Origin of the sequence: Aliivibrio kagoshimensis, assembly GCF_050337105.1 — a bacterium.
GTDB lineage: Bacteria > Pseudomonadota > Gammaproteobacteria > Enterobacterales > Vibrionaceae > Aliivibrio_A > Aliivibrio_A kagoshimensis.
In genome coordinates, this window is the sequence record NZ_JAKJSQ010000050.1 from 1 (window position 1) to 24,934 (window position 24,934).

General features: G+C 43.4%; 22 protein-coding genes and 1 riboswitch. Of the genes, 10 read left to right on the plus strand and 12 right to left on the minus strand.

From position 1 onward, the window contains the following. On the plus strand, window positions 1–1,066 hold a 1,066-nt coding region (locus tag L4C32_RS14915), incomplete at its 5' end, for a diguanylate cyclase domain-containing protein (protein WP_428197686.1). Window positions 1,067–1,129: 63 nt separating this feature from the next. Here L4C32_RS14915 and fruA read toward each other — a convergent pair. From fruA to fruB, 3 genes are read right to left on the minus strand one after another with little or no spacing between them, the layout of a single operon-like run. Continuing rightward, a complete protein-coding gene (gene fruA / locus L4C32_RS14920; protein ID WP_428197687.1) occupies window positions 1,130–2,824 on the minus strand; it encodes a PTS fructose transporter subunit IIBC in 1,695 nt (564 codons plus the stop codon). Then, window positions 2,821–3,783, minus strand: coding sequence for a 1-phosphofructokinase (gene pfkB, locus L4C32_RS14925; RefSeq protein ID WP_428197713.1), 963 nt, complete (start codon window positions 3,781–3,783; stop codon window positions 2,821–2,823). The genes fruA and pfkB overlap by 4 nt, the downstream gene beginning before the upstream one ends. Window positions 3,784–3,789: 6 nt before the next feature. Then, the gene (gene fruB / locus L4C32_RS14930) at window positions 3,790–4,929 is read right to left on the minus strand and encodes a fused PTS fructose transporter subunit IIA/HPr protein (protein ID WP_428197714.1); all 1,140 of its coding nucleotides are present in this window, start codon (window positions 4,927–4,929) and stop codon (window positions 3,790–3,792) included. A 220-nt stretch (window positions 4,930–5,149) separates the two neighbouring features. Between fruB and cra the strand changes: the two genes are divergently transcribed. From cra to L4C32_RS14950, 4 genes are all read left to right on the plus strand, one after another. Then, complete coding sequence (gene cra, locus L4C32_RS14935) at window positions 5,150–6,127, plus strand: catabolite repressor/activator (RefSeq protein ID WP_428197688.1); 978 nt, start codon at window positions 5,150–5,152, stop codon at window positions 6,125–6,127. A gap of 73 nt (window positions 6,128–6,200) precedes the next feature. Then, entirely contained in the window at window positions 6,201–7,184 is a 984-nt protein-coding gene (locus L4C32_RS14940) for a phosphotransferase (RefSeq protein ID WP_428197689.1), read from the plus strand. A gap of 169 nt (window positions 7,185–7,353) precedes the next feature. Then, on the plus strand, window positions 7,354–8,655 hold the full coding sequence (locus L4C32_RS14945; RefSeq protein ID WP_428197690.1) for a nidogen-like domain-containing protein: 1,302 nt from the start codon (window positions 7,354–7,356) through the stop codon (window positions 8,653–8,655). A gap of 67 nt (window positions 8,656–8,722) precedes the next feature. Beyond that, window positions 8,723–9,220 (plus strand): invasion associated locus B family protein, encoded by a 498-nt coding sequence (locus L4C32_RS14950; RefSeq protein ID WP_428197691.1) that lies wholly within the window; start codon window positions 8,723–8,725, stop codon window positions 9,218–9,220. Here L4C32_RS14950 and L4C32_RS14955 read toward each other — a convergent pair. Together L4C32_RS14955 and punC are read right to left on the minus strand one after the other, a co-directional pair. Beyond that, window positions 9,212–9,586, minus strand: coding sequence for an MmcQ/YjbR family DNA-binding protein (locus L4C32_RS14955; RefSeq protein WP_428197692.1), 375 nt, complete (start codon window positions 9,584–9,586; stop codon window positions 9,212–9,214). The genes L4C32_RS14950 and L4C32_RS14955 overlap by 9 nt on opposite strands. A 397-nt stretch (window positions 9,587–9,983) precedes the next feature. After that, window positions 9,984–11,210: a purine nucleoside transporter PunC gene (punC, locus tag L4C32_RS14960; protein WP_428197693.1), complete on the minus strand. Its 1,227-nt coding sequence runs from the start codon at window positions 11,208–11,210 to the stop codon at window positions 9,984–9,986. Between the two features lie 99 nt (window positions 11,211–11,309). Here punC and punR point away from each other — a divergent pair, with 99 nt between their 5' ends. Further along, complete coding sequence (punR, locus tag L4C32_RS14965; RefSeq protein ID WP_428197694.1) at window positions 11,310–12,221, plus strand: DNA-binding transcriptional activator PunR; 912 nt, start codon at window positions 11,310–11,312, stop codon at window positions 12,219–12,221. A 75-nt stretch (window positions 12,222–12,296) separates the two neighbouring features. Continuing rightward, window positions 12,297–13,079, plus strand: a complete 783-nt coding sequence (locus tag L4C32_RS14970; RefSeq protein ID WP_428197695.1) for a class II glutamine amidotransferase — start codon at window positions 12,297–12,299, stop codon at window positions 13,077–13,079. Here L4C32_RS14970 and citC read toward each other — a convergent pair. The 7 genes from citC to L4C32_RS15005 all read right to left on the minus strand — a co-directional run bounded on the left by citC (window position 13,056) and on the right by L4C32_RS15005 (window position 21,033). Next, a complete protein-coding gene (citC, locus tag L4C32_RS14975; RefSeq protein ID WP_428197696.1) occupies window positions 13,056–14,105 on the minus strand; it encodes a [citrate (pro-3S)-lyase] ligase in 1,050 nt (349 codons plus the stop codon). The two genes, L4C32_RS14970 and citC, sit on opposite strands and share 24 nt — an antisense overlap. A gap of 70 nt (window positions 14,106–14,175) precedes the next feature. After that, window positions 14,176–15,678 carry a tripartite tricarboxylate transporter permease gene (locus tag L4C32_RS14980; RefSeq protein WP_428197697.1) on the minus strand — a complete coding sequence of 501 codons (1,503 nt, stop codon included), beginning with the start codon at window positions 15,676–15,678 and terminating at the stop codon, window positions 14,176–14,178. Window positions 15,679–15,690: 12 nt separating this feature from the next. Then, window positions 15,691–16,185: a tripartite tricarboxylate transporter TctB family protein gene (locus tag L4C32_RS14985; protein WP_428197698.1), complete on the minus strand. Its 495-nt coding sequence runs from the start codon at window positions 16,183–16,185 to the stop codon at window positions 15,691–15,693. A 135-nt stretch (window positions 16,186–16,320) separates the two neighbouring features. Further along, the gene (locus L4C32_RS14990; protein WP_428197699.1) at window positions 16,321–17,310 is read right to left on the minus strand and encodes a Bug family tripartite tricarboxylate transporter substrate binding protein; all 990 of its coding nucleotides are present in this window, start codon (window positions 17,308–17,310) and stop codon (window positions 16,321–16,323) included. Between the two features lie 459 nt (window positions 17,311–17,769). After that, on the minus strand, window positions 17,770–18,780 hold the full coding sequence (locus tag L4C32_RS14995; protein WP_428197700.1) for an adenosine deaminase: 1,011 nt from the start codon (window positions 18,778–18,780) through the stop codon (window positions 17,770–17,772). A 128-nt stretch (window positions 18,781–18,908) separates the two neighbouring features. Continuing rightward, window positions 18,909–19,008, minus strand: a riboswitch (purine riboswitch). A gap of 25 nt (window positions 19,009–19,033) precedes the next feature. After that, window positions 19,034–19,948, minus strand: a complete 915-nt coding sequence (locus tag L4C32_RS15000) for a pseudouridine-5'-phosphate glycosidase (RefSeq protein ID WP_428197701.1) — start codon at window positions 19,946–19,948, stop codon at window positions 19,034–19,036. Next, the gene (locus L4C32_RS15005; RefSeq protein WP_428197702.1) at window positions 19,942–21,033 is read right to left on the minus strand and encodes a PfkB family carbohydrate kinase; all 1,092 of its coding nucleotides are present in this window, start codon (window positions 21,031–21,033) and stop codon (window positions 19,942–19,944) included. Before L4C32_RS15005 ends, L4C32_RS15000 begins: the two co-directional genes overlap by 7 nt. Before the next feature lie 189 nt (window positions 21,034–21,222). Here L4C32_RS15005 and L4C32_RS15010 point away from each other — a divergent pair, with 189 nt between their 5' ends. From L4C32_RS15010 to L4C32_RS15020, 3 genes are all read left to right on the plus strand, one after another. After that, window positions 21,223–22,149, plus strand: a complete 927-nt coding sequence (locus L4C32_RS15010; protein ID WP_428197703.1) for a LysR family transcriptional regulator — start codon at window positions 21,223–21,225, stop codon at window positions 22,147–22,149. Between the two features lie 199 nt (window positions 22,150–22,348). Further along, on the plus strand, window positions 22,349–23,458 hold the full coding sequence (locus L4C32_RS15015) for an NAD/NADP octopine/nopaline dehydrogenase family protein (protein ID WP_428197704.1): 1,110 nt from the start codon (window positions 22,349–22,351) through the stop codon (window positions 23,456–23,458). 26 nt (window positions 23,459–23,484) lie between these two features. Beyond that, on the plus strand, window positions 23,485–24,888 hold the full coding sequence (locus L4C32_RS15020) for a YfcC family protein (RefSeq protein ID WP_428197705.1): 1,404 nt from the start codon (window positions 23,485–23,487) through the stop codon (window positions 24,886–24,888). The last annotated feature ends 46 nt before the right edge of the window (window positions 24,889–24,934 follow it).

A 24,934-nucleotide genomic window follows, 5' to 3' on the forward strand; every position in this document is an offset into this window, starting at 1 on the left:
AGCGATTCCTCTACCTACGACCCTAATCCGCCTGCTTAACCAAAAAATAATAGAAAAAAATCAAGGGTTAAGTAGCAAAATATACAGCTTATACCCTTTCCCGTGGCGTGAAGAATCTGGGGGATTAAAAGATGAATTTTCTCGTCGATCATGGGAAGCACTACAAAAAGACCCTACTAGTGCTTATTTCGTTTTCCAGCAGCTCGATGGTGAATTAACCCTTCGTTATGCCAGCGCTGACATCATGCAGCAGAGCTGTGTTAACTGTCATAATAAGCATCAAGAGAGCCCTAAAAGTGATTGGGTCGCGGGAGATATGGCTGGGGTTATAGAAGTGAATACTCGCATAGCATCTAGTATATCTCTGGCGAATAGCATGCTAAAAGAAACTTTCTTCCTGCTCGCTGGTGTCTTGATGGGATCTCTGGTCGGCATTGGTTTTGTGATTAAAAAGTTTCGCGCCCACTCCAAACAATCTAACGCCATCGCCAAAGAGACCTCCATCTCCAATGCGCGTTTAGCCCAAGAGATGAAGATTAGACGACTGGCTGAAGAGAATCTATTAACACTGACCTATACCGATGCATTAACCAACATCGCTAATCGACGCAAATTTGATGAGCAGATAGAGAAGGAGTGGCACAGGGGACTACGAAGTCATACTCCTCTCTCGGTGATTATGCTCGATATCGACTACTTTAAATCGTACAACGACAATTACGGGCATCAAGCAGGCGATAACACGTTAAGCACGGTGGCTAAGTTACTTGGCCAGTCCCATCTTAGATCATCAGATTTAGTGGCCCGATATGGTGGAGAGGAGTTCGTCATACTTCTGCCTGATACTGATCTTGACGGGGCACGTCGAGTGGCTGAAACCTTACGTTCTCAAATTGAAAAGAGTGCCATTCCTCATGAGTACTCAGAGGCAAGCAGTGTTATTACGGTGAGTGCTGGTGCATTTAGCATGATACCGACAACAGACAGTGCGATAGCCGCTCTGATACAACAAGCGGATCAGTCACTCTATGACGCTAAAGAGAGTGGTAGAAACTGTGTCAGGTAGATAATCATAGAGCCTGACTGCTTCAAGTAAGGCTCTATTTTCTTTCGATTTACAATGTAAATGTTATGACTCAGCACGCTTTAGGAAAGCGTAGCTGAAGCCAGTTACCGCAGTACCTGCAGCAATAGCGACTAAATACATCAACACGGGCGTTATCGCATTAGGGATCAATAGAACAAATAAGCCGCCATGTGGTGCCATTAATTGTGCACCAAACAACATGGAAAGTGCACCAGTTAACGCGCCACCAGCCATACAACACGGAATCACACGCATCGGATCTTTCGCCGCAAAAGGAATTGCACCTTCTGATATAAAGCAGAGCCCCAATACAAACGAGGCTTTACCCGCTTCCGCTTCACTAGCGACAAACTTCTTACGCGCTAGAAATGTGGCTAATCCCATGCCCATCGCAGGCACCATACCCGCGGCCATAATTGCAGCCATTGGCGCGTATGTTTGTGATGCAAGCAAACCAACACCAAAAGTATAGGCCGCTTTATTGATAGGGCCACCCAGGTCAAAACACATCATCGCCCCAAGAATAATACCCAGCAATACCGCATTAGCAGAGCCCATGTTATTAAGGAACTCCGTCATAGCCGCCATTACTGACGAAACAGGACCACCGACCACATAAATCATCACCAAACCAGTGAACAGACTCGCCACCAATGGAATAATCAAAATCGGCTTTAACGCTTCCATCGATTGTGGTAACGAGACCTTCTCTGCAATCCACTTTGCGCTATAACCGGCAAGGAAACCAGCAATGATTCCTCCCAAGAACCCAGCTCCCGTCGAGCTTGCTAACATACCACCAATTAACCCAGGCGCTAAACCCGGACGGTCAGCAATCGAGAAAGCGATAAAACCAGCCAACACCGGAACCATAAGAGCAAACGCAGAGCCTCCACCTATAGTCATCAATGCCGCAGCTAACGTGCCCTCTTCTTTAAAAGCTTCAATACCAAATACAAAGGAGAGTGCGATGGCTAATCCACCCGCAACCACCATAGGCAACATGTGAGACACACCCGTCATCAAGTGCTTATAGGCTCCTACTTTTTCTGTTGTTGTACCGCTGCTTTCCCCACTTTTAGTGCCCACATAAGGAGTCGCATTTTCAAACGCATTTTCCAGCTCCTGTTCGGTTTTTTTAAGCGCCAATCCAGTACTGGTTTTATACAGTTTCTTGCCATTAAAACGTGATAAATCAACCTCTATATCAGCAGCAATAATCACCAGATCAGCGTCAGCAATCTCGCTCTCAGTCAGTTGATTTTTAGCCCCAACAGAGCCTCGTGTTTCCACCTTAATTTGATGACCTTGACGCAAGCCCTCTTGCTCTAGTGCTTCTGCTGCCATAAAGGTGTGAGCAACACCTGTTGGACACGCCGTTATAGCGACAATCTTTTTGCCGTTGCTGACTGTCACTTGTGCGTCTTCTAAGAGTGTCGCTTCATTGATCGCTCGCTCTAACCACTGCGTCGGGTTCGAAAAACAACTGCCAACGCTATCCTGATACACTTTTTTACCCACAAAACGTGACGTATCCAACCCGTCCATTGCAGCAATAACCACCACTTCGGCTTGAGCGATATCGTCCGCTTTCAGCGGAGCATAATCTTGTACACTCGATTGGCACTCCACGACACTTGAGTGACCCAGATCTTTCGCGGCTTGTTGTAATAAACCTGCTGCAATGACTGTACTAGCAATGCCACTCGGGCATGCGGTAACAATAGAAATTTTCATGAGTTTCCCTCTACTTGAACTGAACTTACTTCGATAAGATCTGCCATTTTTACTATGGTTTCTAACGATTCAACACCGACTCCGATCTGAGCCACAGCTTGCGCTGATAAGGCAGTAGCAAATCGTAACGTTTTCGTTCTATCCCATTGTTGTAATGCGCCCCAACACATTCCAGCAACGAGTGTGTCTCCCGCGCCAACGGTACTGACAATTTTCATTTTTGGCGGCACCGACTGCAGCCAGTTATTATCTTGTAACCACAACACTCCTTGTGCTCCTAACGACACCACCACATTAGTGATTCCTTTTTTTGAAATAGCTTCAGCAACCGATAAAAGCTCATCTCGATCTTCGATCGCTTTTCCTGCCCAATCGGCTAGTTCTTCATCATTAGGCTTAACAAGCCAAGGCACGGCATCAATACCCGCGTATAACGCCGCTTTACTGCTATCGAAAATGACTTTTTTATTGCGTTTATTCAGTTCAGAGATCCATGCTGCGCAGTGCTCTGGTGTGACTCCACGTGGGAGGCTTCCAGCAATAACAAAAAAATCATGAGTATCGGCCAGTGCAAACAACTGCGTCTCAAATGCCACTCGATCTAACTCACTGACAGTGACTCCTGGAAAATTGATGTCACTCACTTGGCCATTTGGCTCAACCAATTTCACGTTTATACGGCTAGCACCTTCTACGCGTATGAATGCATCTGTTATGTTGTTCTCCGAAAAAAGATGACAAAAAGGTTCTTGGTTATCTTCACCTAAAATGCCAGTCACTGTGACGTTTGCGCCTAGGTCAGCGAGTACTTTGGCCACATTGACACCTTTGCCTGCTGGATGTAACGAGCTATGATCAACCAAGCTCACCGAACCCACATTGAGCTGATTCAAACTTCCTGTGAGATCCAATGCAGGATTAAGTGTGACCGTAACGACACGCAGTTCATGAGATTCCATCACAGACTACCCCTCACCTAATCGGCTATTGATCGCATCACCTATCGCGGATAACGCTTCAGATGCATCGCAACCTTTGGCTGTGAATTTCAGTTCATGCCCATGTTTAACCCCTAGACCGATCACCTTCATCAAACTTTTAGCATTCACGGCTTTATCATCACCATTGTTGAGATTAATCACCGTAATGGTCGATTCGAACTTTTTAGTTGTGGCAACCAACATAGCACCCGGTCTTGCATGCAAACCGTGCGTGTTTTTGATGGTATAGACTGCGCTGTTTTCATCGTTATCTGTTACCGCGATCTCAGCTTGATGCTGTGCTAAAAGTGCAATAACTTGTTCAGGTTTCGCATTAAAAAGCGACTCTATTTGATGAGTTTGAACTAATGACGCGACGCTCTGTAAATATTTCATATGGAGATCGTTACATGCGGCTACCGTTAACAACCCCCTCACTGGCTGATCATTGCACTCAAACGCGTTAACTGGCGTTACAAACGAGAGTGCCGTTTTGTTCACACCTTGACCACTGCTAACCATCCATAATCCACTTTGTATGTGGGTCGGCGTTTGTGCGACAACATCACTGATAAACCCTTTTCCTACTGCTTGGCAGTTTTGAATAAGACCCCCTCCTACCGCAGTCATTTGAAACATGTCTGAAGCGGGAAAGTGTAATAAAATAGTCGACGTATCAAAAATGGCCTCAAATTGAACGTCTCCATTAAGCACATCAACAATCTGTTGCTCAGTGGTACACGCTGCCAGTGTCTCTTCAACTCCCTCATTAGACAGAACGTGAGTTAACTGTTTGAGGATTTCCAAATGTTCATCTGATTTTGCAGCAATGCCGATCACTAAGTAGACCGTGTTGCCCTCACCCCACTCGACTCCTTGTGGAAAATGATGAATCGCAACGCCCGTCTTCAGCACAGCATCCCGGGTATCGGTTGTGCCATGTGGAATCGCAATACCATTACCCAAATAGGTTGAGCCCTGCTCTTCACGGTTTAGCATGCCCTTTTGGTATTCTTGACCCACATAACCTTGCTGATTCAGCGCATGTGCAATATTTTTGATGGCATCTGTTTTATTACCCACTTGTTGGTTCAGGGTGATATCTTTCGACGTTAATGACAACATGGCGGTACCTTCTTTTTTACTTTGGCTGAATCGGTTCAGCAAAAAGATAAATTTTAATGATTCAAATACCAGCTGACTCATAAAGGTGATTATTGTGAGCTAGAATAGTCTTGCTGAATCGTTTCAGCTTTAATACTGAAACGATTCAGCCTATAATGCAAATATCAATCTAAAGTAATCATTAAGATTATGATCAAGAGCACAGTTTAGGATCCAAATCATGACGTTAGATCAAATCGCCAAGTTAGCAGGCGTATCAAAAACCACAGCCAGCTATGTCATCAACGGTAAGGCCAAAACCTACCGTATCAGTGAGAAAACAGAGAAGAGAGTTATGGCTGTGGTTGATGAACACAATTTCAAACCAGACCATGCAGCATCGGCTTTGCGTGCCGGTAGCAGTCGATCGTTTGGATTGATCATTCCCGATCTTGAAAACAGCAGTTATGCCAAATTAGCAAAACGTTTGGAAAGCAACGCTCGTCAAGCTAACTACCAACTGATCATCTCATGCTCCGATGATTGCGCAGAGACAGAGATGAAAGTGGCACAAAATTTAGTCGGCCGAAAAATTGATGTCTTGTATGTTGCCAGCAGCCTTCCGAGTGATTCCAATTTTTATCGTATAATTCAAGAGAAAGGCACGCCTGTCGTAGCAATAGATAGGGGGATGGATGATGAGTACTTTGCCTGTGTAATCAGCGAAGATCTGGATTCAGCCTATGTCCTCACTCAATCACTTCTCACTAAAAAGCCGCACTCCATTGGTTTGCTTGGCGCCATGCAAGATTTGAATGTTTCCGCTGAACGTGAAGCGGGCTTTCTTACAGCAGTCAAGGAACACAACCTTCAACCTATAGTCAGTTATGGTGAGCACTTTAGTCGTGAACATGGCCGAGAAGTCATGCAATCATGGGTGGATAGTGAGCAGTGCCCAGAAGCGATAGTCACCACCTCTTATACGTTATTGGAAGGTGTGTTGGACGTTTTATTAGAGAATCCGCCAATAATGAAGCGCATCAAATTAGGGACTTTTGGTGACAATAGATTGCTTGATTTCTTGCCGATTAAAGTCAACTCCCTACCGCAACAGTTTGATCAGATAAGTGATTCAGCATTAGAGATTGGGTTAAATGCCGCAGCCAAACGTTACCAAACCGGTGTTGAGGTTATTCCTCGTGAGTTGATCACTCGATAAGTGTGAATGAAGTTTGAATTTATGAGTCAGTCCAGTACCCTTTAACCTTCTCCCCATGTTGAGTATACGCGTTATGGACATTTCAGTATCAATGCAGCAAAAGTTGATCACACTCACCAATGCCACAACATTGTCTCACATCGAGATAATTCAAGGCGTTTGGGGAGGTTACGGTCAGCTTTATCGTGCATATTTTGTCGGTAGTGAGGTAAACAGCGTGGTGGTGAAACAGATCTCTCTGCCACAACCGAGTGAGCACCCGAAAGGTTGGAATACACAGCGTTCACACCAACGAAAATTAGCCTCCTATCAAGTGGAGCTTAATTGGTATCAATATTATGCCAAACACTGTCCTCCACTCTGCCCAGTTGCCGAGGTGTTAGCCGTCGAGCAGAGCAACAACGACATTCTATTGGTATTATCCGATCTCACCCAGCAAGGGTTTCCCGTCGTCAAACAGAGTGCCACTCTTGAGGAAGCGAAAGTATGTATTCGCTGGTTAGCACGCTTTCATGCCAAACATTTAGGGATGCAAACTGATGAGCTCTGGAAAACAGGGACCTACTGGCATCTAGAGACACGTCCAGATGAACTCGCCGCCATGCCCGATTCCCCATTAAAGCAGGCAGCCAGTCAGCTCGATCAGCGACTTTTACAGTGTAAATATCAAACGCTGGTGCATGGTGACGCCAAGCTAGCCAACTTCTGTTTCTCAACAGATGGGAGTCGTGTGGCCGCGGTAGACTTTCAATATGTGGGTCAGGGCTGTGGCATGAAAGACTTAATTCTATTCATCAGTAGTTGTATTCCTCCTGAACAATGCCAGGCACTCGAACAGCAGCTCATTGACTACTACTTTGCTCAACTTAGTGAAGCATTAAACAGTGTTCAACCACAAATAAACCCATCATTCATCGAAAAGGAGTGGCGACCTCTCTACGCGATTGCTTGGGCTGATTTTCAACGTTTCGTGACCGGTTGGAGTCCAAAACACTGGAAAATAAACCCCTACACTGAGCAGTTAACCGAACGCGCCCTGCAACAGATCCACAAGTAGTAATCGATCTCATTATTATTCCCATTTAGTGTCAGCTATTTTTACACCTCTCGCTAATGATAAAAGAATAAATAATCAATGAGTTAGACATAAAAAGGGTCCGGGATGTAAAATAATACTTGGCGTGAATATTGCTAACTTAAGCAAAACTCACAAAGGAACTGTTTCAATGAACAAATTTTCCACGGCACTATTATCCACCCTGCTTATTTCTCAGTTTACGATCAACGCTCAAGCCAGCGTCATGCTTAAAGGCTTTGGTGGTCCAACGGGTTATGGCGAACTTGCGATGACGAAAAATGATGATGATTCAAGTAACGAGTTAGATCTCCCCTTTGAAGTGAACTTTTTTGGCAACTCATACGAGACATTTTTTGTTAATAATAACGGTAATTTAACGTTTAACGGCGCAGAGAACGAGTTTGTACCACAACCATTCCCTGTCGCTAATAACCCGATGATTGCCCCTTTCTGGGCTGATATTGATACCCGCTGTAACGATTGTGGAGATGTCTATGTTGGTTCCTCTGAGGGGATTATGACAGCCACATGGGAGAATGTTGGTTATTTCCCTGTGCAATCGAATGTCACAAATAGCTTCCAAGTGGTACTGATTGATCGCTCTGCTGATACCGGCAACAGTGGCGATTTTGACGTTGAGTTTCGTTATGAGAAACTCGACTGGGTGAAGGAAATCAATGGTGATGGAGGCGACGATGGCTTAGAGCCACAAGATGAATTATCACCGCAAATAGCCGCACCGACGTCTCTACCGCAATCAACACCTGAGCCAGAAGCTAGCCCTGCGCGAGCTCAAGCAGGTTATGACGCTGGTGACGGTGTCAATTTTTATGCACTGCCTGGATCAAATACCACCGACATTGCCAAGCTAACCTCTAGTTCAAACACCGGTGAAGACGGCGTTTGGCGTTTTGCAATCAGAGATGGTGCTCTACCGGGTGAAACACCAGACAACCCGATCATGCCAGTGGTCAGTCCAGAAGGTTGGGAGTTTGACTTCAATGTTGACCTAAACCAACGAGTATTCATTGATCCGGATGTGGCAACAGGTTACGACTATTACGTTGACCAAGGTGATAACTTTGCAACGGTACTTCTGCCTTCTGGCTACGATGATGATAACTATGAGCTGTGGTTATTAAACGGCAACGGTAATTGGGTATTATCAGCCACCATTGCTGCGGGCGATATCTATACCTTTGCATCAGGTGGTGTTTCAGAGTTTCGTATTCTCGGTATTGATGTCGATAATATGCTAGACCCGACGAATCCACTTGGTTTTGTTACTGGTCTTACTTTCACAGGAGCAGGAAATCAACAAATTAGACAAGTTGCTATTACTGAATTTGTCGAACCTGTTGGAGTGAGCGAACCACAAACGGCACTGCTGTTCTTGATGGCACTAGGTGGGCTAGTCGTCACATCTTCTCGTAAAAAACAGCGCGTATAACGGTAAGTCATGTAGTTTATAGAGGAGAGAGTCTGCTCTCTCTTCTATTAAAAGGATATAGAAAATAATGAAAAATCTGCTTCTAACCTTCATTTTCCTACTGGTTACTTTCCCAAGTTTACAGGCTGCCTCACCAGCACAAGCTGAATCTGCCAATTATGGTTCTTGGAGTTATGAATGTGCTAAAAAGCCTTGCTTTATCAGTCAACTGTTAATGGTAAAAAAAGGAGAAGAAGCTCGTATTGCAGGTGGGCTAAGCCTTTTGAACCTACCTAAGAAGCAAACACTTCTCTCTATAAGAGTCAGTTCGTTAGCGGCTCAAAAGCAAGGTTTAGGCATTAAAATTGATAGTAATAAAGACATTCGAGTTGCCATCGAAAAATGCAGCCAATCCCATTGCGAAGTCAATATATTAGCGGACAACATACTACTATCCGAAATGAAAAGTGGAAAGATACTTGGCGTATTTTACATTAATAAAAAAAGTCAAAAACAGGTCTCTCTGCCCTTTTCATTACAAGGGTTTCCAGAAGCTTATCAACAGCTAAAGAGTGAGCTATATTAACTCCCTTAACTGTAACCGTTCTCTCTTTGTGAGTTTAGAAACCACCAACTGATACGATGCATCAATCAACTCTTTGACCATGCTATCTTCCACATCTTGATTCAGCGAAAGGGTTATCCAATGTTTTTTGTTTAAATGGTAACCAGGAATCACAGCATCAAATTGACTGACTAACATTTGGGCATCAACAGGATCACATTTTAAAGAGACGGCTAGGACTCCTTCATCTTCTGGCCTTTTAGATTCTCCAACCAAGGCAAACATTTTTCCCATGACTTTAAATACAAGTGCATCAGGTCCAAAAGGAAAACTGCCTTCGGCTCCGATTAACTGCTGAAGATACTGCTCAAGTGATAAGCGCTCCATGTTTCCACCTTAAATACAGAGGGTGACAGTCTAATTTTTCGTTTCACACCGCTGACAATATACACGGTTTAATAGAACACTTCTCTTGAGTTCTTTATGACATATCTGACACTGATCTCTCTTAATCATTAAATCCGCTGCCGAACCGTAAGAGAAGTAGATGTATAAAAAAACACAGATGGATAAAATAACGAATACATATACCCATAAATCAAAAATAATGGATACAGTTACTAGTATTAACATCAGTGAAAAGCTAACAGTTGGTATGAAAAAACTCCGTTTCATATTCACCCCAAAAATTATAAAGACGATATACTGTATACAATATTCACCATTATCGTCAATAATAAAGCGCTCATAATGAGCGCCAATCTATAAAGTTATACTCAGTTTATTAATATAAGTCGACTTGCATATCTTTTTGTGACTTTCTTTCTGCCATTATCAATGCATAACCTGCACATACCAACACTGCTTGTACTGCCATCACCCCTGTCATAGCAATAGAACCATAACCACTTAATGCAGAGACCATACCACTGGCCATGACACAAAACATCATCTGCAAAAAATTCAGTAATCCTGATGCGGATGCGCTGCTGCTTTTAAATTCAGCCAGAGCACTGTTTGCCACTAAAGGGTAAATAGCCCCGTTCGCCGCAGCCATGAAACACATAGGAATCAATAATGGGATAATACTTGTGGGCGTGGTACGTAACGCCACTAACAGCAGCGTAATAACACTGAGTATGAACAGCTTTAATAACCACGGTAAAATCTGTTGTGGCTCATATCTATTTAACAACGCACGACAACCATAGCCACCAATAATAAAAGCAATGGTTTGCGGGACATAGCTCAAGCCAATATCCGCACCTGAATACCCCATATTATGCATAATAAAAGGTGAACCTGTTAGCCATGCAAAAAATGCGGCGGAACAAGAAGCGTAAATGATCATGCTCCCTGTGAATATTTTTGATGCCAAAATATCACCATATTGCTTGATAAAATAGGGGGCCGACCTCGTACTCTGTATACCTTGCTCTTCTTTGCTATATTGCGGAGAAAAATCCATTGCACTACTTCGCACGATCAACCCAATACCGATCATAATTAAGGTATAAAAAATGGTTTGCCAGCCAAACTGACTCTCTAATGCAGCCCCAACTAATGGTGCTAACGCCGGAGAGAGTGCCACCAGAGGCATGATCGTGGCAAAAATACGTTGAGAGACCCTAGCTTCATACTTTTCAATCACATATGACTGCCAAATTACCGTTGCACCACATGCTCCCAGAGCTTGTAAAAATCGACCTATTAGCAATACTTCGACACTGTTCGCCAGTCCACAAACTGCACTACCAACGCTAAACAGAACTAAGCCTGAACATAAGGTTATTTTCATACCAAACCGATTTATCAAGGGGCCGTAAAGCAGTTGACCACCTGCCATACCTAATAAAAACAGCGTCAAGGTCCAGCCAATCATCTGTTCACTGGTCACTAATTCTTGACGAATAACTTCAAAGGCAGGCAGATACATATCGGTGGCCATAAAGCCCAACATGCTTAAACCAGCTAACCAGATATAGGGGATAGTACGATGTTTATTTTTCATTTACACAGCTCATTTATAAAATTTTCGCAAGTCTATGCTTGTAATCATCGGCTGTGAAACGGTATATTTTCATCACTTACATCAAAAAATTTGACGCGTATGTTTTCCCATCAAGAACTGATCATTATTGATACGGTTGCCCGCCTAGGAAGTTTTGCGGCTGCAGCCAATGAATTAAATAGAGTGCCTAGTGCCATTAGTTATTCGGTGAAATCTATCGAACATAAATTGGCTGTCACTCTTTTTAACCGTCTGCACAGAAAAGTGGAACTCACCTCGGCAGGGCTCTACTTTGTGGGACAGGCGAGGTTGATACTAAAACAGATGAATGAGATTAAATTTCAAACCCAGCGTGTCGCAAATGGCTGGCAAAGCAGTGTCTCAATAGCATTAGATAATGTGGTACGAGAAGCCAGTGTTAATCAGCTTGTGCATGACTTTTACGCTCACTTCCCCGAGGTTGAGCTTCTGTTGACCATGGAGGTATTTAATGGTGTTTGGGATGCCTTGGCTGATGATCGTGCGGATATTGCCATAGGAGCCACTGCCGCCATTCCTATTGGTGGTAATATCTCATATCGAGCAATGGGATCACTATCTTGGGACTTTGTCGTCAGCGCCGATCACCCATTAGCTTCTGTCGATAGACCGCTTACTGAAGTGGAACTGGTTCAATACCCATGTATCTGTCTTGAAGATAGTTCAAGAACCCTTCCCAAACGAGCCACATGGCTACTGGATAATCAGCGGCGTCTTGTGGTTCCTAATTGGCATAGTGCTGAGCAGTGCTTTATTGCTGGGCTCGGTGTGGGTCTAATGCCATCACATCGTTCAACCCCATTAATCGCGGCGGGTACATTAATTGAAAAAACACTTCTAACTCCCTACCAAGATAGCCCTTGCTGTCTTGCATGGCATAAAAATAATACCAATCCGGCTATCTCTTGGTTATTAGAATATTTAGGTGATAGTAATAAATTACATGCCCAGTGGTTAAATAGTGACTCTTAAGAGGATTTTCTATTCCATAATCAGATGAAGTTTGCTATTACTCCAGTTACTTAATGATAAATAACTGGAGTATTTATGTGTCGTTGGCTGGCTTATAAAGGGAAATCGATCTACTTAAATGAACTGATTTTTGAGCCTAAATACTCACTGATCGAACAAAGTATGAGCGCACGTAAGTCCATAACCACCATCAACGCAGATGGATTTGGTTTAGGCTGGTACGGGAGTGAACGTGAGCCCGGTTTATACCGTGAAGTGCTGCCAGCATGGAGTGACTGTAACTTAAAGAGCCTATCGCAACACATTCAATCTCCACTCTTCTTTGCCCACGTCAGAGCATCGACTGGTACTAGCACCTCAAGAACAAACTGCCATCCATTTCGCTATAACAACTGGTTATTCATGCATAATGGTCAAATTGGCGCTTATGATGAGATAAAATGGGAATTAGAGCGACTTATCCCTAAAGCGTTTTACGCTGCGAGAAATGGTCAAACGGATAGCGAATTGCTTTTTTTACTTCTATTAAGCAATGGACTTGCCGAATACTGTGTAGAGAGTGCAGTGAAAACAACCATCCAACAAATTGAACATATTGCTCACCATAATACAGTGAGTGAGCCATTAAGAATCAGCGCCTGTTGGTCTGATGGTGATAAGGTATGGGCCCTCCGATATGCCTCTGACCAACATGCCCCAACTCTGTTTTACAAAACAACCAATAACAGATTGATCATCGCTTCAGAGCCTCTGGATAGTGAAAAGGAGTTTTGGACATCAGTTCCGCAGTCTCATTTGCTGTGTGTTTCTGGGGATGACATCACCATTCACCCACTACGCTTTTTTTACGCGCTTTAAGTCCCGACCAGCGGTTTCCAGTTCATGAAGGTAGTCCAGCGTTGTTGTCGGTACTAAAGCTCGAATATCGTCCCAACGCTCTAACTCCAGCAGCTTCCTCACTAACGATGCTGAAATGGGTTGTTGGTCGATCTCTTTACGTTGAATCACTTTTAAAATAATTGGCGGAAATTGCGGGGAAGCAACCGCGAGTAGCTTATCCATCTGTTGGTTGTAGTTTCGAGTCACTATGCAGATAAACTCGGTACCTACGTATCGATGAGTGATGCCTAACGCAGGTGCAATATGATTTCGAAACAGTTGCAGATCAATCGCTGTATGGCAATAGTTAATGATGCCTTTGTCTTTAATGAAATAACTCGGAAAGGTCGCTCTGGAAATGATGTAATCTGAACCATGATGGATAGTCACATTGGGAATGTCGGCAATGCCTGCCGAAATCATGTTGAAACGATCTTGATAGGTAAACAGTGCTTGCTCTTCTTGAACCACAAATAAGTGCAACCAGTCAGACTGCTTCGCGGCACACTCAATCAAATAAAGGTGCCCTAACGTAAACGGATTCGCGTTCATGACAATACTGCCAACCACACTGCCTGGTTTTCTTAACTTGCTCAACTGGTGGCAATGTTCTTTGAGCCGATTCTGGCTATTTTCAAGCAAAACAACACGGCCCGGAACCTCGGCAATTTGATGAAAGCCTGCATGATGAAACAGTTCGTAGTTATTGGGCGTGGTGTATATAAAGAGGTTGTATCGACCTAACTCGTAAGCATAGGTGACCAATTCGGTAAGTAGCATGGCTGAAACGCCTTGCCCTTGGTACTCTCCATGAATAGCAATGGATTTAAAGGTATTACCTGCGATACCTCCGCAGCCAACGATATTGCCTTGATCTTTCACGGCAATAAAGCTTTCTACATCTACATCAATATCTAAACTCATGGAACTAAGAAAGCGCTTTAAAGCGCTCATCTTATGATTATTTTTTACATCAATATGCTCGAATTGGTATACGTTATACACGTTAAAATCTCACAATCTAGATATAAAAAAGGAATACACCCCCTATTGAAGTGTATTCCTATAGTGCAAATTAAGCAGCTTTAGCAGCTTGTTTGCTTTTCTTAAGCATTCCAAGAACAGGAAGTGCAATAGAGATTACTGTGATGGCAATTAGTACTTGTGAAACCGTAGAGCCTGTGAAAATCGATAGATCTTGGTTCGAAATTCTAAACGCTTGACGGAATGACTGTTCCATCGTGCCACCTACAATCACCGCAAGAATCATTGGTGCTGTTGGGATATTAGTACGTTTCATGATAACACCAGCTACACCAAGAATAGTTAGGATGTAGAAGTCGATAACAGAACTACCAATCGCATAACAACCGATGAACGCTAGACCAAGTACGATTGGGTACAGTACTTTAGGTGGAATTGCCAGTACTCGTACTAACAGACCCGCTAGTGGGATGTTCACAACAGCTAGAATGATGTTAGCAATAAACATACTTGCGATTAGGCCCCAAGCAGTATCTGGGTGTTGAGCAAACAACATAGGCCCAGGCTGAATACCTAACATAAGTAGAGCACCCATCATTACCGCTGTGGTACCAGAACCCGGTACACCTAGTGATAACATTGGAATCATTGCACCAATTGACGCTGCGTTATTCGCAGATTCTGGGGCAGCAAGACCTTCGATTGCACCGTGACCAAACTCGTCACCGTTCTTAGATAGGTTCTTCTCGTTGTTGTAACACATTAGTGAAGCCATGGTTCCACCAGCGCCTGGAAGAGCACCAATGATGAAGCCGATAGGAGCACTACGTAGGATTGGCCACTTAGAGCGTTCCCAATCATCGCCTTCAATCCAAATACGTTTGAATTTAGTTTGTGCTTTTTTCGTGCCTTGGCTAAGTGAGCGGAAGCTTTTGAATACTTCACCCATTGCGTAGATACCAATGATAACAACTAGGAAGTCAACACCCGTTTGAAGCTCAAGACTACCAAACGTAAAGCGCTCAACACCTGATTGTGCATCAATACCAATCGTAGCAATCGAAAGACCGATTACCATCGATAGGAAGCCTTTAAGCATATTATTCTTAGACATTGATGCCGTCATAGACAGAGCAGCAACCATCAGTAAGAAGTATTCAGCAGGGCCAAATTTCAGTGCGAAGTTAGCAACAGGTTCAGCAAGAAGCGTCATCAAGATAGCAGCGATAGTACCACCAATAAGTGATGCGATTGCTGAGATAGCTAGTGCAGATTCTGCACGCCCTTTCATTGCCATCGGATAACCATCGAAGGTAGCGGCTAATGCTGCGCCATCTCCAGGGGTGTTGATAAGAATCGAACTTCTTGAACCACCAAACATCGCACCAATGTAAACACCGGTCATGGTAATAAGAGCAGCTGTTGGACCCATTGCAAATGTCATTGGAAGTAGAACCGCAACACCAGTTGCTGGGCCTAAGCCTGGTAACATACCAACAATAGTACCTAAGATACCGCCCGCTGTAATAAGAAACAGATGATAAGGTTGTAGTGCAACACCAAATCCTGTCATTAAACTATTTAATACATCCATAATTAATAACTCTTATTCAAAAAATGGTAACGGCGGTAAGCTAATGCTTAACAGCGAAGAGAAAATAAAGAAAATACCAACAGCGAAAGCAACAGAAACAATGATGCTTTGCTTCCAAGCTTCTTTTCCACTTGTGATCGTTAACATCAAGAACATAAAGAAGAATGTACTAATAACGTAACCAAGGTGTTCAAAAAGCAGGGCATAACCAACTGAGATTATGCAAGTATATAGAATTCTTTTACGGTCATTCTTTTTGGTGTCGTCTTCATTGACGAGATCATTATATGCTTGCACTGAAGCGCCAAAGTTGCTTTTGACGATAAGTAAAAGTCCAATAAATACTGCTAATACCGCAATTCCCAGCGGAAAGTATATTGGGTCCATTGGATTGCCAAAGGCTGCGCGAGGCATTGTATAGGCAGCTGTGCCATAAATGGCGCCAAAGGCGACACTACAAATACCTGTAAACGCATCCCAATTTGGGGTTACGTCTCTGCTTTCCATAATTTATCCTTGTAAGTGTTTAATTAGGCTAACTATTATAATTAGAATTTATCCGGTTTAGATAACTGGTGCCTTCGAAGGAAGAACACGGAGACACCAGCTTTTACGTGGAGCTTTTTACATGGAGCGTTTTGCTTACTTAGAGAAGATCTCTGCTAAGATTTCTTTGTATTTCACGTTGGTTTCAGCTAGGAACTTGCTGAATTCTTCACCGTTCTGGTATGCATCATCCCAACCGTGAAGTTTACGTGCTTCAGCCCACTCTGGAGTTTGAGACATCTCTTTAAGAGAAGTGCTCCAGTAAGTAACTGCTTCAGCTGGCATGTCTTTAGGACCGAACAGACCACGCCAGTTTTCGAATGTTGCATCGATTCCTAGCTCTTTAACTGTTGGGATTTCAGCAACAACACCTTCACCAACACGCTTATCAGCAGTTTGTGCTAGTGCTTGTAGGTGACCAGATTTAACTAGCTCACTTACATCACCAAGACCCGTAGAGATTAGGTCAATGTGTCCACCAAGAACTTGAGCAACAGCGCCGCCGTCTTGGAAGCTGATGTAGTCAATCTTGTTTAGGTTTTCAACACCAGCTGCTTTTGCAATCATAAGGAACTGGATGTGGTCCATTGAACCAGCAGCAGAAGTACCACCAATTTTCACGCTCTTAGGATCTTTCTTAAGTGCATCAAGAACTTGAACAATAGATGTGTACTTCGAGTCTTTACCTACAACGAATGCGCCATAGTCCGTAATCAAACGAGCAAGCGGAGTTGTATCTTGGTAGCTGAACTTGCTTGCGCCAGTTAAGTTAGTAAGAAGAATTGGTGGAGAGTAAACTGAAACTAACTTGCCAGTTCCGTTTTTAGTCTGCATGTATGCAAGGTTAACCGCACCACCGCCACCAGGACGGTTAGTGATTGGCATGTTTATTTTAACAATACCAGTATCTTTTAGCGTTTTAGCAACGGTACGGATAGTTAAATCCCAGCCACCACCAGCACCAGATGGTGCAACAAAAGAGACTGTCTTAGGCGGGTAATCTGCCGCAGTTGCTGTTCCAACTGAAACTGCTGCAACAGAAGCAATCGCTGCTCCTAATACTACTTTCTTAAAATTCGTTTTCATCTTCATACCTTTTTATGTTTTTAGATTCCACGTACAACAAGCTGAATGATTATTTCGCTATACTTCAATTAGTGTTTTTTTTAATAACTAATTACAGTGAAATAATCGCTTGTTGATGTGGTTATTATTGATGAAAAACAGAAAACGAAATGTGATGTAAAACCCCATAAAATGGGTCTTTTACGTTCTATATGGTGTAAATAAATTTAATCAATCAATCACTTTAAAAACAGTATGTTACAGTGTTTATAAAGTTTAAAAAAAGACATTAAAAATTAGATAAAATTCTCAGAAAAACAAGATATGTGAAATAGGTAACATTTCTTATATCTATAAACGCCACCTGAACGATAAATGCCAGTCCAATGAATGGACTGGCACTTTAAAAAGAGTTGCTATTTCTAATTAGTTACATTTTACATAGAAATATTTATAGAAACGCACCCAACTTACCATACGTTAAATGGTAAATTTTTCCATGTACGCTTCTATTTGTTGTCTCATTTGCCGTTTCTCAGATTCCGTAATAAAACTGGCTGCCACCGCATTAAAGCTAAATTGAGCAATTTCGCCATGACTCATTTCGAAAGCCTCTGATACGGCAATAAAGTTATCATTCATATACCCCCCAAAATAAGCGGGATCATCAGAGTTAATTGTTACACATACTCCCTTTCTCAACAGTTCCACAATATTGTGCTGCTTCATCTGTTCAAACACCTTCAATTTTGTATTTGATAACGGACAGACTGTCAGTGGTGTTTGCTGTAGAACTAATTGATTAACCAACTCTTGATTCTCGGTACAGCGCACCCCGTGGTCAATGCGAGTAATCTTCAATAGATCCAGTGCTTGTTCAATATTACTGGCAGGGCCCTCTTCTCCTGCATGAGCGACGGTCAAGAAGCCATATTCGATCGCTTTTTCAAATACCTGTTGGAACTTTTCAGGGGGATTCCCCTTCTCAGAGGAGTCTAGACCGACAGCAACAATCTTCTCTTTATGCTCTAACGCCATGAGTAGGACCTCATGAGCAGACGCTTGATCTAAATGGCGTAAGAAGCACATGATTAAATGGCTTGAGATACCTAACTGCTCTCTGCCTGCCTCAAGCGCTCTATGGATGCCGTTAATCACCGTAGTAAACTCAATCCCTCTCTCCGTATGAGTTTGGGGATCAAAAAATATTTCAGTGTGCATCACTTTATCTTGCTGACAACGAAGTAGGTATGCCCAGGTGAGGTCATAGAAATCTTGTTCGTGCAGTAGCACATTGGCACCTTGATAGTACACATCAAGAAAGGATTGTAAGTTGTGAAACTGGTAGGCGTTACGAACATCCTCAACGCTACGGTATGGGATCTCGACTTGATTACGTTGCGCGAGCTGAAACATCAGTTCAGGTTCAAGCGTCCCCTCAATATGGAGATGCAATTCAACTTTGGGTAACTCTTGGATAAATCTCTTCATAGGTCACTCTTAATTTATTATCAAAAATTAAAAGCTTTTCAACTTGGTGGACCGCACTGTGATCATACAAAGAGAAAAGCTTAAACACCCAACAATAGACAGCATTTCACCGCTATCCATCATTAAGTATATGAAACTTCGCCCTTCGTAATCAGGACTTATCGGATCCTGGTAGAGACTCCCAAACCCTATTATTGGGATTATACGAGGGTGAGCAGTCAGTAAATAGCCAGCTCAACACTAGTATAGTGGATTATTTTGCATACTCCACTGCGATTTTCGCCGCTAACTTAGCATTATTAAACACTAATTGAATATTGGCAGCCAAACTGCTTCCTGAAGTTTTTTCAGCAACCTTAGCAAGTAAGAATGGCGTTGACGCCTTACCACTGACCCCTTTCTCATCCATTTCAATCACAGCTTCAGCAATAACCTCATCGATCATTGCACGATCCAGCTGATGATCTTTTGGGATCGGATTGGCAATGATCATACCGCCTTTCAGTTTCATCTCCCACTTCGCCTTCATCGCTGCTGCTATCTCTAATGGAGTATCCAATTGATAGTCCACATTAAATTCACTTTCTCGGGTATAGAATGCCGGCAGGGTTTTGGTCTGATAACCCACCACAGGTACCCCTTGAGTTTCTAAGTACTCTAAGGTCAAGCCAATGTCTAAGATCGATTTTGCACCAGCGCAGATCACTGCCACATCGGTATTAGCCAACTCTTGCAGATCTGCAGAGATATCAAACGTCTGCTGAGCACCACGATGGACACCACCAATGCCTCCAGTCGCAAACACTTTTATGCCAGCCATCTCCGCTAGGATCATCGTTGAAGCGACGGTTGTTGCTCCATCAGCTTGTTGGCTCACCATAAAAGGGATATCTCGGCGACTGGTTTTGATCACTGCCTGCCCTGCTTTACCAAGATGTTCAATCTCATCATGTGTCATCCCCACCTTTAAACGCCCAGCCAAAATAGCAATCGTCGCAGGTACTGCACCGTTTTCACGTATGATCGCTTCAACCTTCAAGGCTGTTTCCACGTTTTGTGGATATGGCATACCGTGAGAAATAATGGTCGACTCTAGAGCAACGACAGGTTTTCCCTCTTCTATAGCTTGTTTCACTTCAGGATGGATATCTAGGTATGAACTTAACATGTGATTTCCTTAATAGTTCTATTTACAGCAATTTCGGACATATTTGGATTAATGGTATCTATATGTGACAGGGCAATTGAAGCCGCTGCCATAGAGAATCGGGTAGTGTGCTCAGTCTGCCAGTTTTGAATCCAACTATGAGCAAGCCCAGCAACGAATGCATCACCTGCACCGTTGACGTTAGTGACCAAAGTTGGTTGAGCCGGTATTAACTTCTGCTCAACACCGTCACTATAGAAAGCTCCCTCTTCACCTAAACTGATAAACAGTCGATTCACTCCCTGTTCATGGAACCAGTTTGCTAGTTTTGGTAGCTCTTTTGTGCCCTCAACTTCCATCTCGGCCAACATTAACGCTTCGTGTAAGTTGGGCTTTAATGTATGAATAGCAGATAAATAAGGCTTTACTCTCAATGCTTTTGCACAAGAGACAGTATCGACAAAAATTGGGATGTCAGAAAAATTACTAAATAGGTAAGCGAGAGCACTCTCATTGAGGTTGGTATCTATGACGATAAGAGAAGCTCGTCTAAGCATCTCCTCCTCTCTTTGTAAGGCCGCACTATTGACCCTATCTAATATGGCCATATCATTAATGGCAACGTGCATGTTACTGTCCGCATTGAGTACAGAGAGATAAGTCGAGGTCGCTCCCTCATCAAATCTCAAACAACTGCGCATATCGATTCCTGCTTTTTGACACTGCTCAATGATAATTCCACCATAAGCGTCTTTAGCGACAGCCGTGATCAACCGAGTTTCCGTGCCGAGTCTGGCTAAATTTTCAGCAATATTACGTCCAACACCACCAGGGGAACATGTGACCTCACCAACATTTGAGTCACACAATCGAAAGTGCTCAGTGGGACGACCTAAAATGTCCATGTTGGCACCTCCAATCACCACCGCATACTTGTTTTCCGAGAAGATGTAGCCTTTGCCTTTTATCACTCCCTTATTGGTTAAGTTCATGATATGGCCAGCGACAGCTGAACGGCTTATGTCCAACATCTCTGCTATCTCTTGCTGAGAGATCAGTGGGTTCTGCTTTAAGATGGTCAGTATTTCAAGCTCGCGTTCTGTCATGAGAATCCCTCCGAGTAAACAAACATATGTTTATAATGCTAACTTTTGTTTATATATTCTTGAATACGCAATAAATAGTCAACCATCAATAGTAAAAGATGAGCGGTAGTACAAATTTTCAAAAATTGTTCTCATCAAAAACCGTACACTGGTAACATATCGACTCCTACCTCTGCGGGTCTTTTCACTATGAAACTTTCTCAACTTAATGCCTTTCAAGCCATCGTAGAGTGCAAAACAGTGACTGCTGCTGCTCAGCGTCTCAACTTAAGCCAACCTGCGGTGAGTCGACTGCTCTCCTCATTAGAAAATCAGCTATCTTTTTCTTTATTTATTCGAAAAAACAATCGATTAGAGCTCAATGATGAAGGGAAAGCTTTTTATCTTGAGGTGGCTAAAGTGTTCGAGGCAATGGCAGGGTTGGACACCGCTGCAGACTCAATTCGTACCCAACATTTTGGCTCATTGAATATTGCAGTAATGCCTCTGTTGTCAACGGCATTTTTACCACGAATTTTGGCTCGGTTTATTCAACAGAGCAAACAGATAAAAGTTGAGTTTAAAACCTATCGCTCCGAAGAGGTGTTGCGCCGTGTTCAGAGCCAAACCATCGACATTGGCTTCTCTTTCATCGATAAAGAACTTACCGGTGTGAAAGCACAACGTGTCATTTCAGACTGCGTCTGTATCTTTCCAGTAGGCTCACCGCTCAAAAATCTACAGGCAATCGATATTAACGATCTCACCAATCAAAATTTGATACGTCATGAAAAAGACAGTACTCAAAGAAATTTAGACGCCCTATTTAATCGCTACGGTGTTCAAGCCAGGGAGATGATTGAAGTCTCTCTATCGAGTACTGCGGCAGTATTGGTAAGAGAAGGAGCAGGCATCGCCATCACAGATCCCTTTACGGCTCAAATTGCCAGTGAACATCCTGATGTAGAGATGAGACCTCTGGCTTTTAGTTTGCCCTTTGAATTTGATATCACCTATCCGGCATTAAAACCTATTCATCGCCATGCTGAGACATTTATTGAACAGTTTCTATTGATGGCTGATGAGGTGGATATCTCACTCAGTATTGGCCCTATTCGAGATCTAGAGAATGGGTAACGGGCAGATATCACATTCCAACTCGATTAAAATCGTAAGAGTAATTTTTATTAAAGTGATATTTATCAAATAAATAGATCATGCCCATTCGTAAACCATACCGTTAACACATCCTACTATTCTATTTTTGCATTGGCTGAGATTCCCTCTCCATTCTTACTATAAGCGTCAATAACGTTCTCAGTAGTAAGGAAGTCACATGCAAAGCAAAGTATCCATCATCGGCTCAGGTAATGCAGGCTTAACCGCGGCTTATCACTTCTCTTTAATTGGTGCAGATGTCTCACTCTATGGCGCCCCTGGTTTCGATCAACCTCTTACTGATATAGAAGAGAGAGGGGGAATTAACGCTTTAGCTGAATTCAATCAGCAACCCCTCACTTTTTCTGGTTTTCAAACCATCAATCAGATCACGCGAGAGATCAAAGAGGCGGTCAATTACTGTGATCTTCTGATCTTGCCTATCCCATCTTTTGCGCAGGAGCTACTGTTTCGTCAGATGCTACCCTATCTAAAAGATGGTCAGATCATCATGTTAATGCCAGGCAACTACGGATCCTTGGTGCTGAATAACATCATGCAAAATGAAGGGTATGGTCACCTCGACATTACGTTTGTTGATGCGATATCCATTCCATGGGCAACCCGAATTGTAGGGCCTGCTGAGCTGGCTATTTTAGGGATGAAGGCGTTTTTGCCTGTTGCTGCCCTGCCGGCCTCACGTACCGAACAGGCAATATCTCGCCTGCAACAGGTAATGCCTTTACCTTTAACGTCCCTAAATAATGTGATCAGTGCCGGATTGGAAAACATCAATTTTGGTGGCCACCCTCTGCTCACCACACTCAATATGGGGCTACTCGAAAACTTCGATGGTCAGTTTAATTATTATAAAGATTGCTGTTCAATATCGACGGCAAAAGCGGCGGCAGTGATGGAAAAAGAGCGTCAATTAGTGGGAGAAAAGCTGGGGCTTCAGCTGACCCCTGAGTTGGAAGCCATGAACGCTCTTTACGATATGGATTGCATCACGGTGTACGACGTTAACCGCACTTCCGAAACCCACGGCAAGCTCAACAGCGCCCCCAATTCAGCCAGTAATCGATACATCACTGAAGATGCAGCCTATCTGCTGGTCCCTTGCTATGAGCTCGGACAACTGGTGGGGGTTGACACCCCCCTTGTCACTTCATGTTTGCACATCGATAACGCTTACAACGATACCAATTACTTCCAGAGTGGCCGAACCCTAAATAAAATGGGCCTCTCTGGAATGTCTGCACAGCAAATTATGGACTTTGTCGCTTAGACATTTTTTTGAAAAGGATAGATTCAATGAAAAAACTTAAATTTCCATCCGCCTATACCATTTTAATGCTATTGACCGTCTTAATGGCAGGGCTTACCTGGATAGTGCCAGCAGGCCAGTATACGATGGAGAAAAATGAAGCTGTCGGTCGTATGGTTCCTCAAGTCGGTTCCTACCACAGTGTTGAAGCCAACCCACAAGGTATCGTTGATATCTTGATGGCGCCGATTCAAGGCTTCTATGACCCTTCAAGCTATGCGGCTCGCGCCGTAGATGTCGCGCTCTTTGTTTTGATCATTGGTGGCTTTCTGGCGGTGGTCACTCGTACAGGTGCCATTGATGCTGGTATCGCAGGAATCATGAAGAGATTGCAAGGCCGTGAGAAGTGGATGATCCCAATCTTAATGGGTTTATTCGCGCTTGGCGGTACAGTTTACGGTATGGCCGAAGAGACAATCCCTTTCTATGCCATATTAATTCCAGTGATGATCGCCGCTGGTTATGACAGTATTGTTGGTGTTGCTATCATCATGGTCGGTGCGGGTATTGGCTGCTTAGGCTCGACTATTAACCCGTTTGCTACTGTTATCGCTTCTAATGCCGCCGAGATTAATTTCATGGATGGCATTGGATTACGTCTTATTATCTTGCTTGTTGGCTGGTTAGCTTGTGTCATCTATGTGATGCGATACGCTGAAAAAGTCAAAAATGATCCATCAAAGTCCATTGTCGCCAGTCAAAAGCACTCTAATGAACAACACTTCTTACACGGTGATGCAACGGATACCCCTCAGTTAAATGGAACAAGAAAGGCCATTTTAGCGATTTTTGCCGCTTCATTTGGAGTGATGATCTGGGGCGTTTCTGCTGGTGGATGGTGGATGGCTGAGCTGTCAGCTCTCTTTTTAGGAGCAAGTATTATGGTCGGTTTAGTGGGCCGCTTATCCGAAGTTGAGCTCACCGAGAGTTTTGTTAATGGTGCCAGAGATCTTCTTGGGGTCGCGCTTATCATTGCGATTGCTCGTGGGCTGGTGGTCGTCATGGACAATGGCAACATTACTCACACTGTTTTAAATTTTGCCGAAGGTTTATTGGCCGATCTGCCAAACATTCTATTTATAAACGCTATCTATTGGATTGAAGCCATACTCTGTTTAATCATTCCCTCCTCTTCAGGGCTAGCGGTATTATCGATGCCAGTTTTGGCTCCTCTTGCTGACTTTGCTAATGTAAGTCGTGAGTTGGTGGTTACCGCTTTCCAATCTGCATCTGGTTTGCCAAACCTAGTAACACCCACTTCAGGGGTGGTAATGGGGGGATTAGCCATCGGGCGTGTCGCCTACTCATCATGGCTACGGTTCATCGGCCCATTAATTGGTATCTTAACGGTAATGATCATGACTCTACTTAGTATTGCGGTCATGATGTAAACCTTGTTGCTACTATTTAACGCAAAAAAGCCGAGTCAATGAAGTG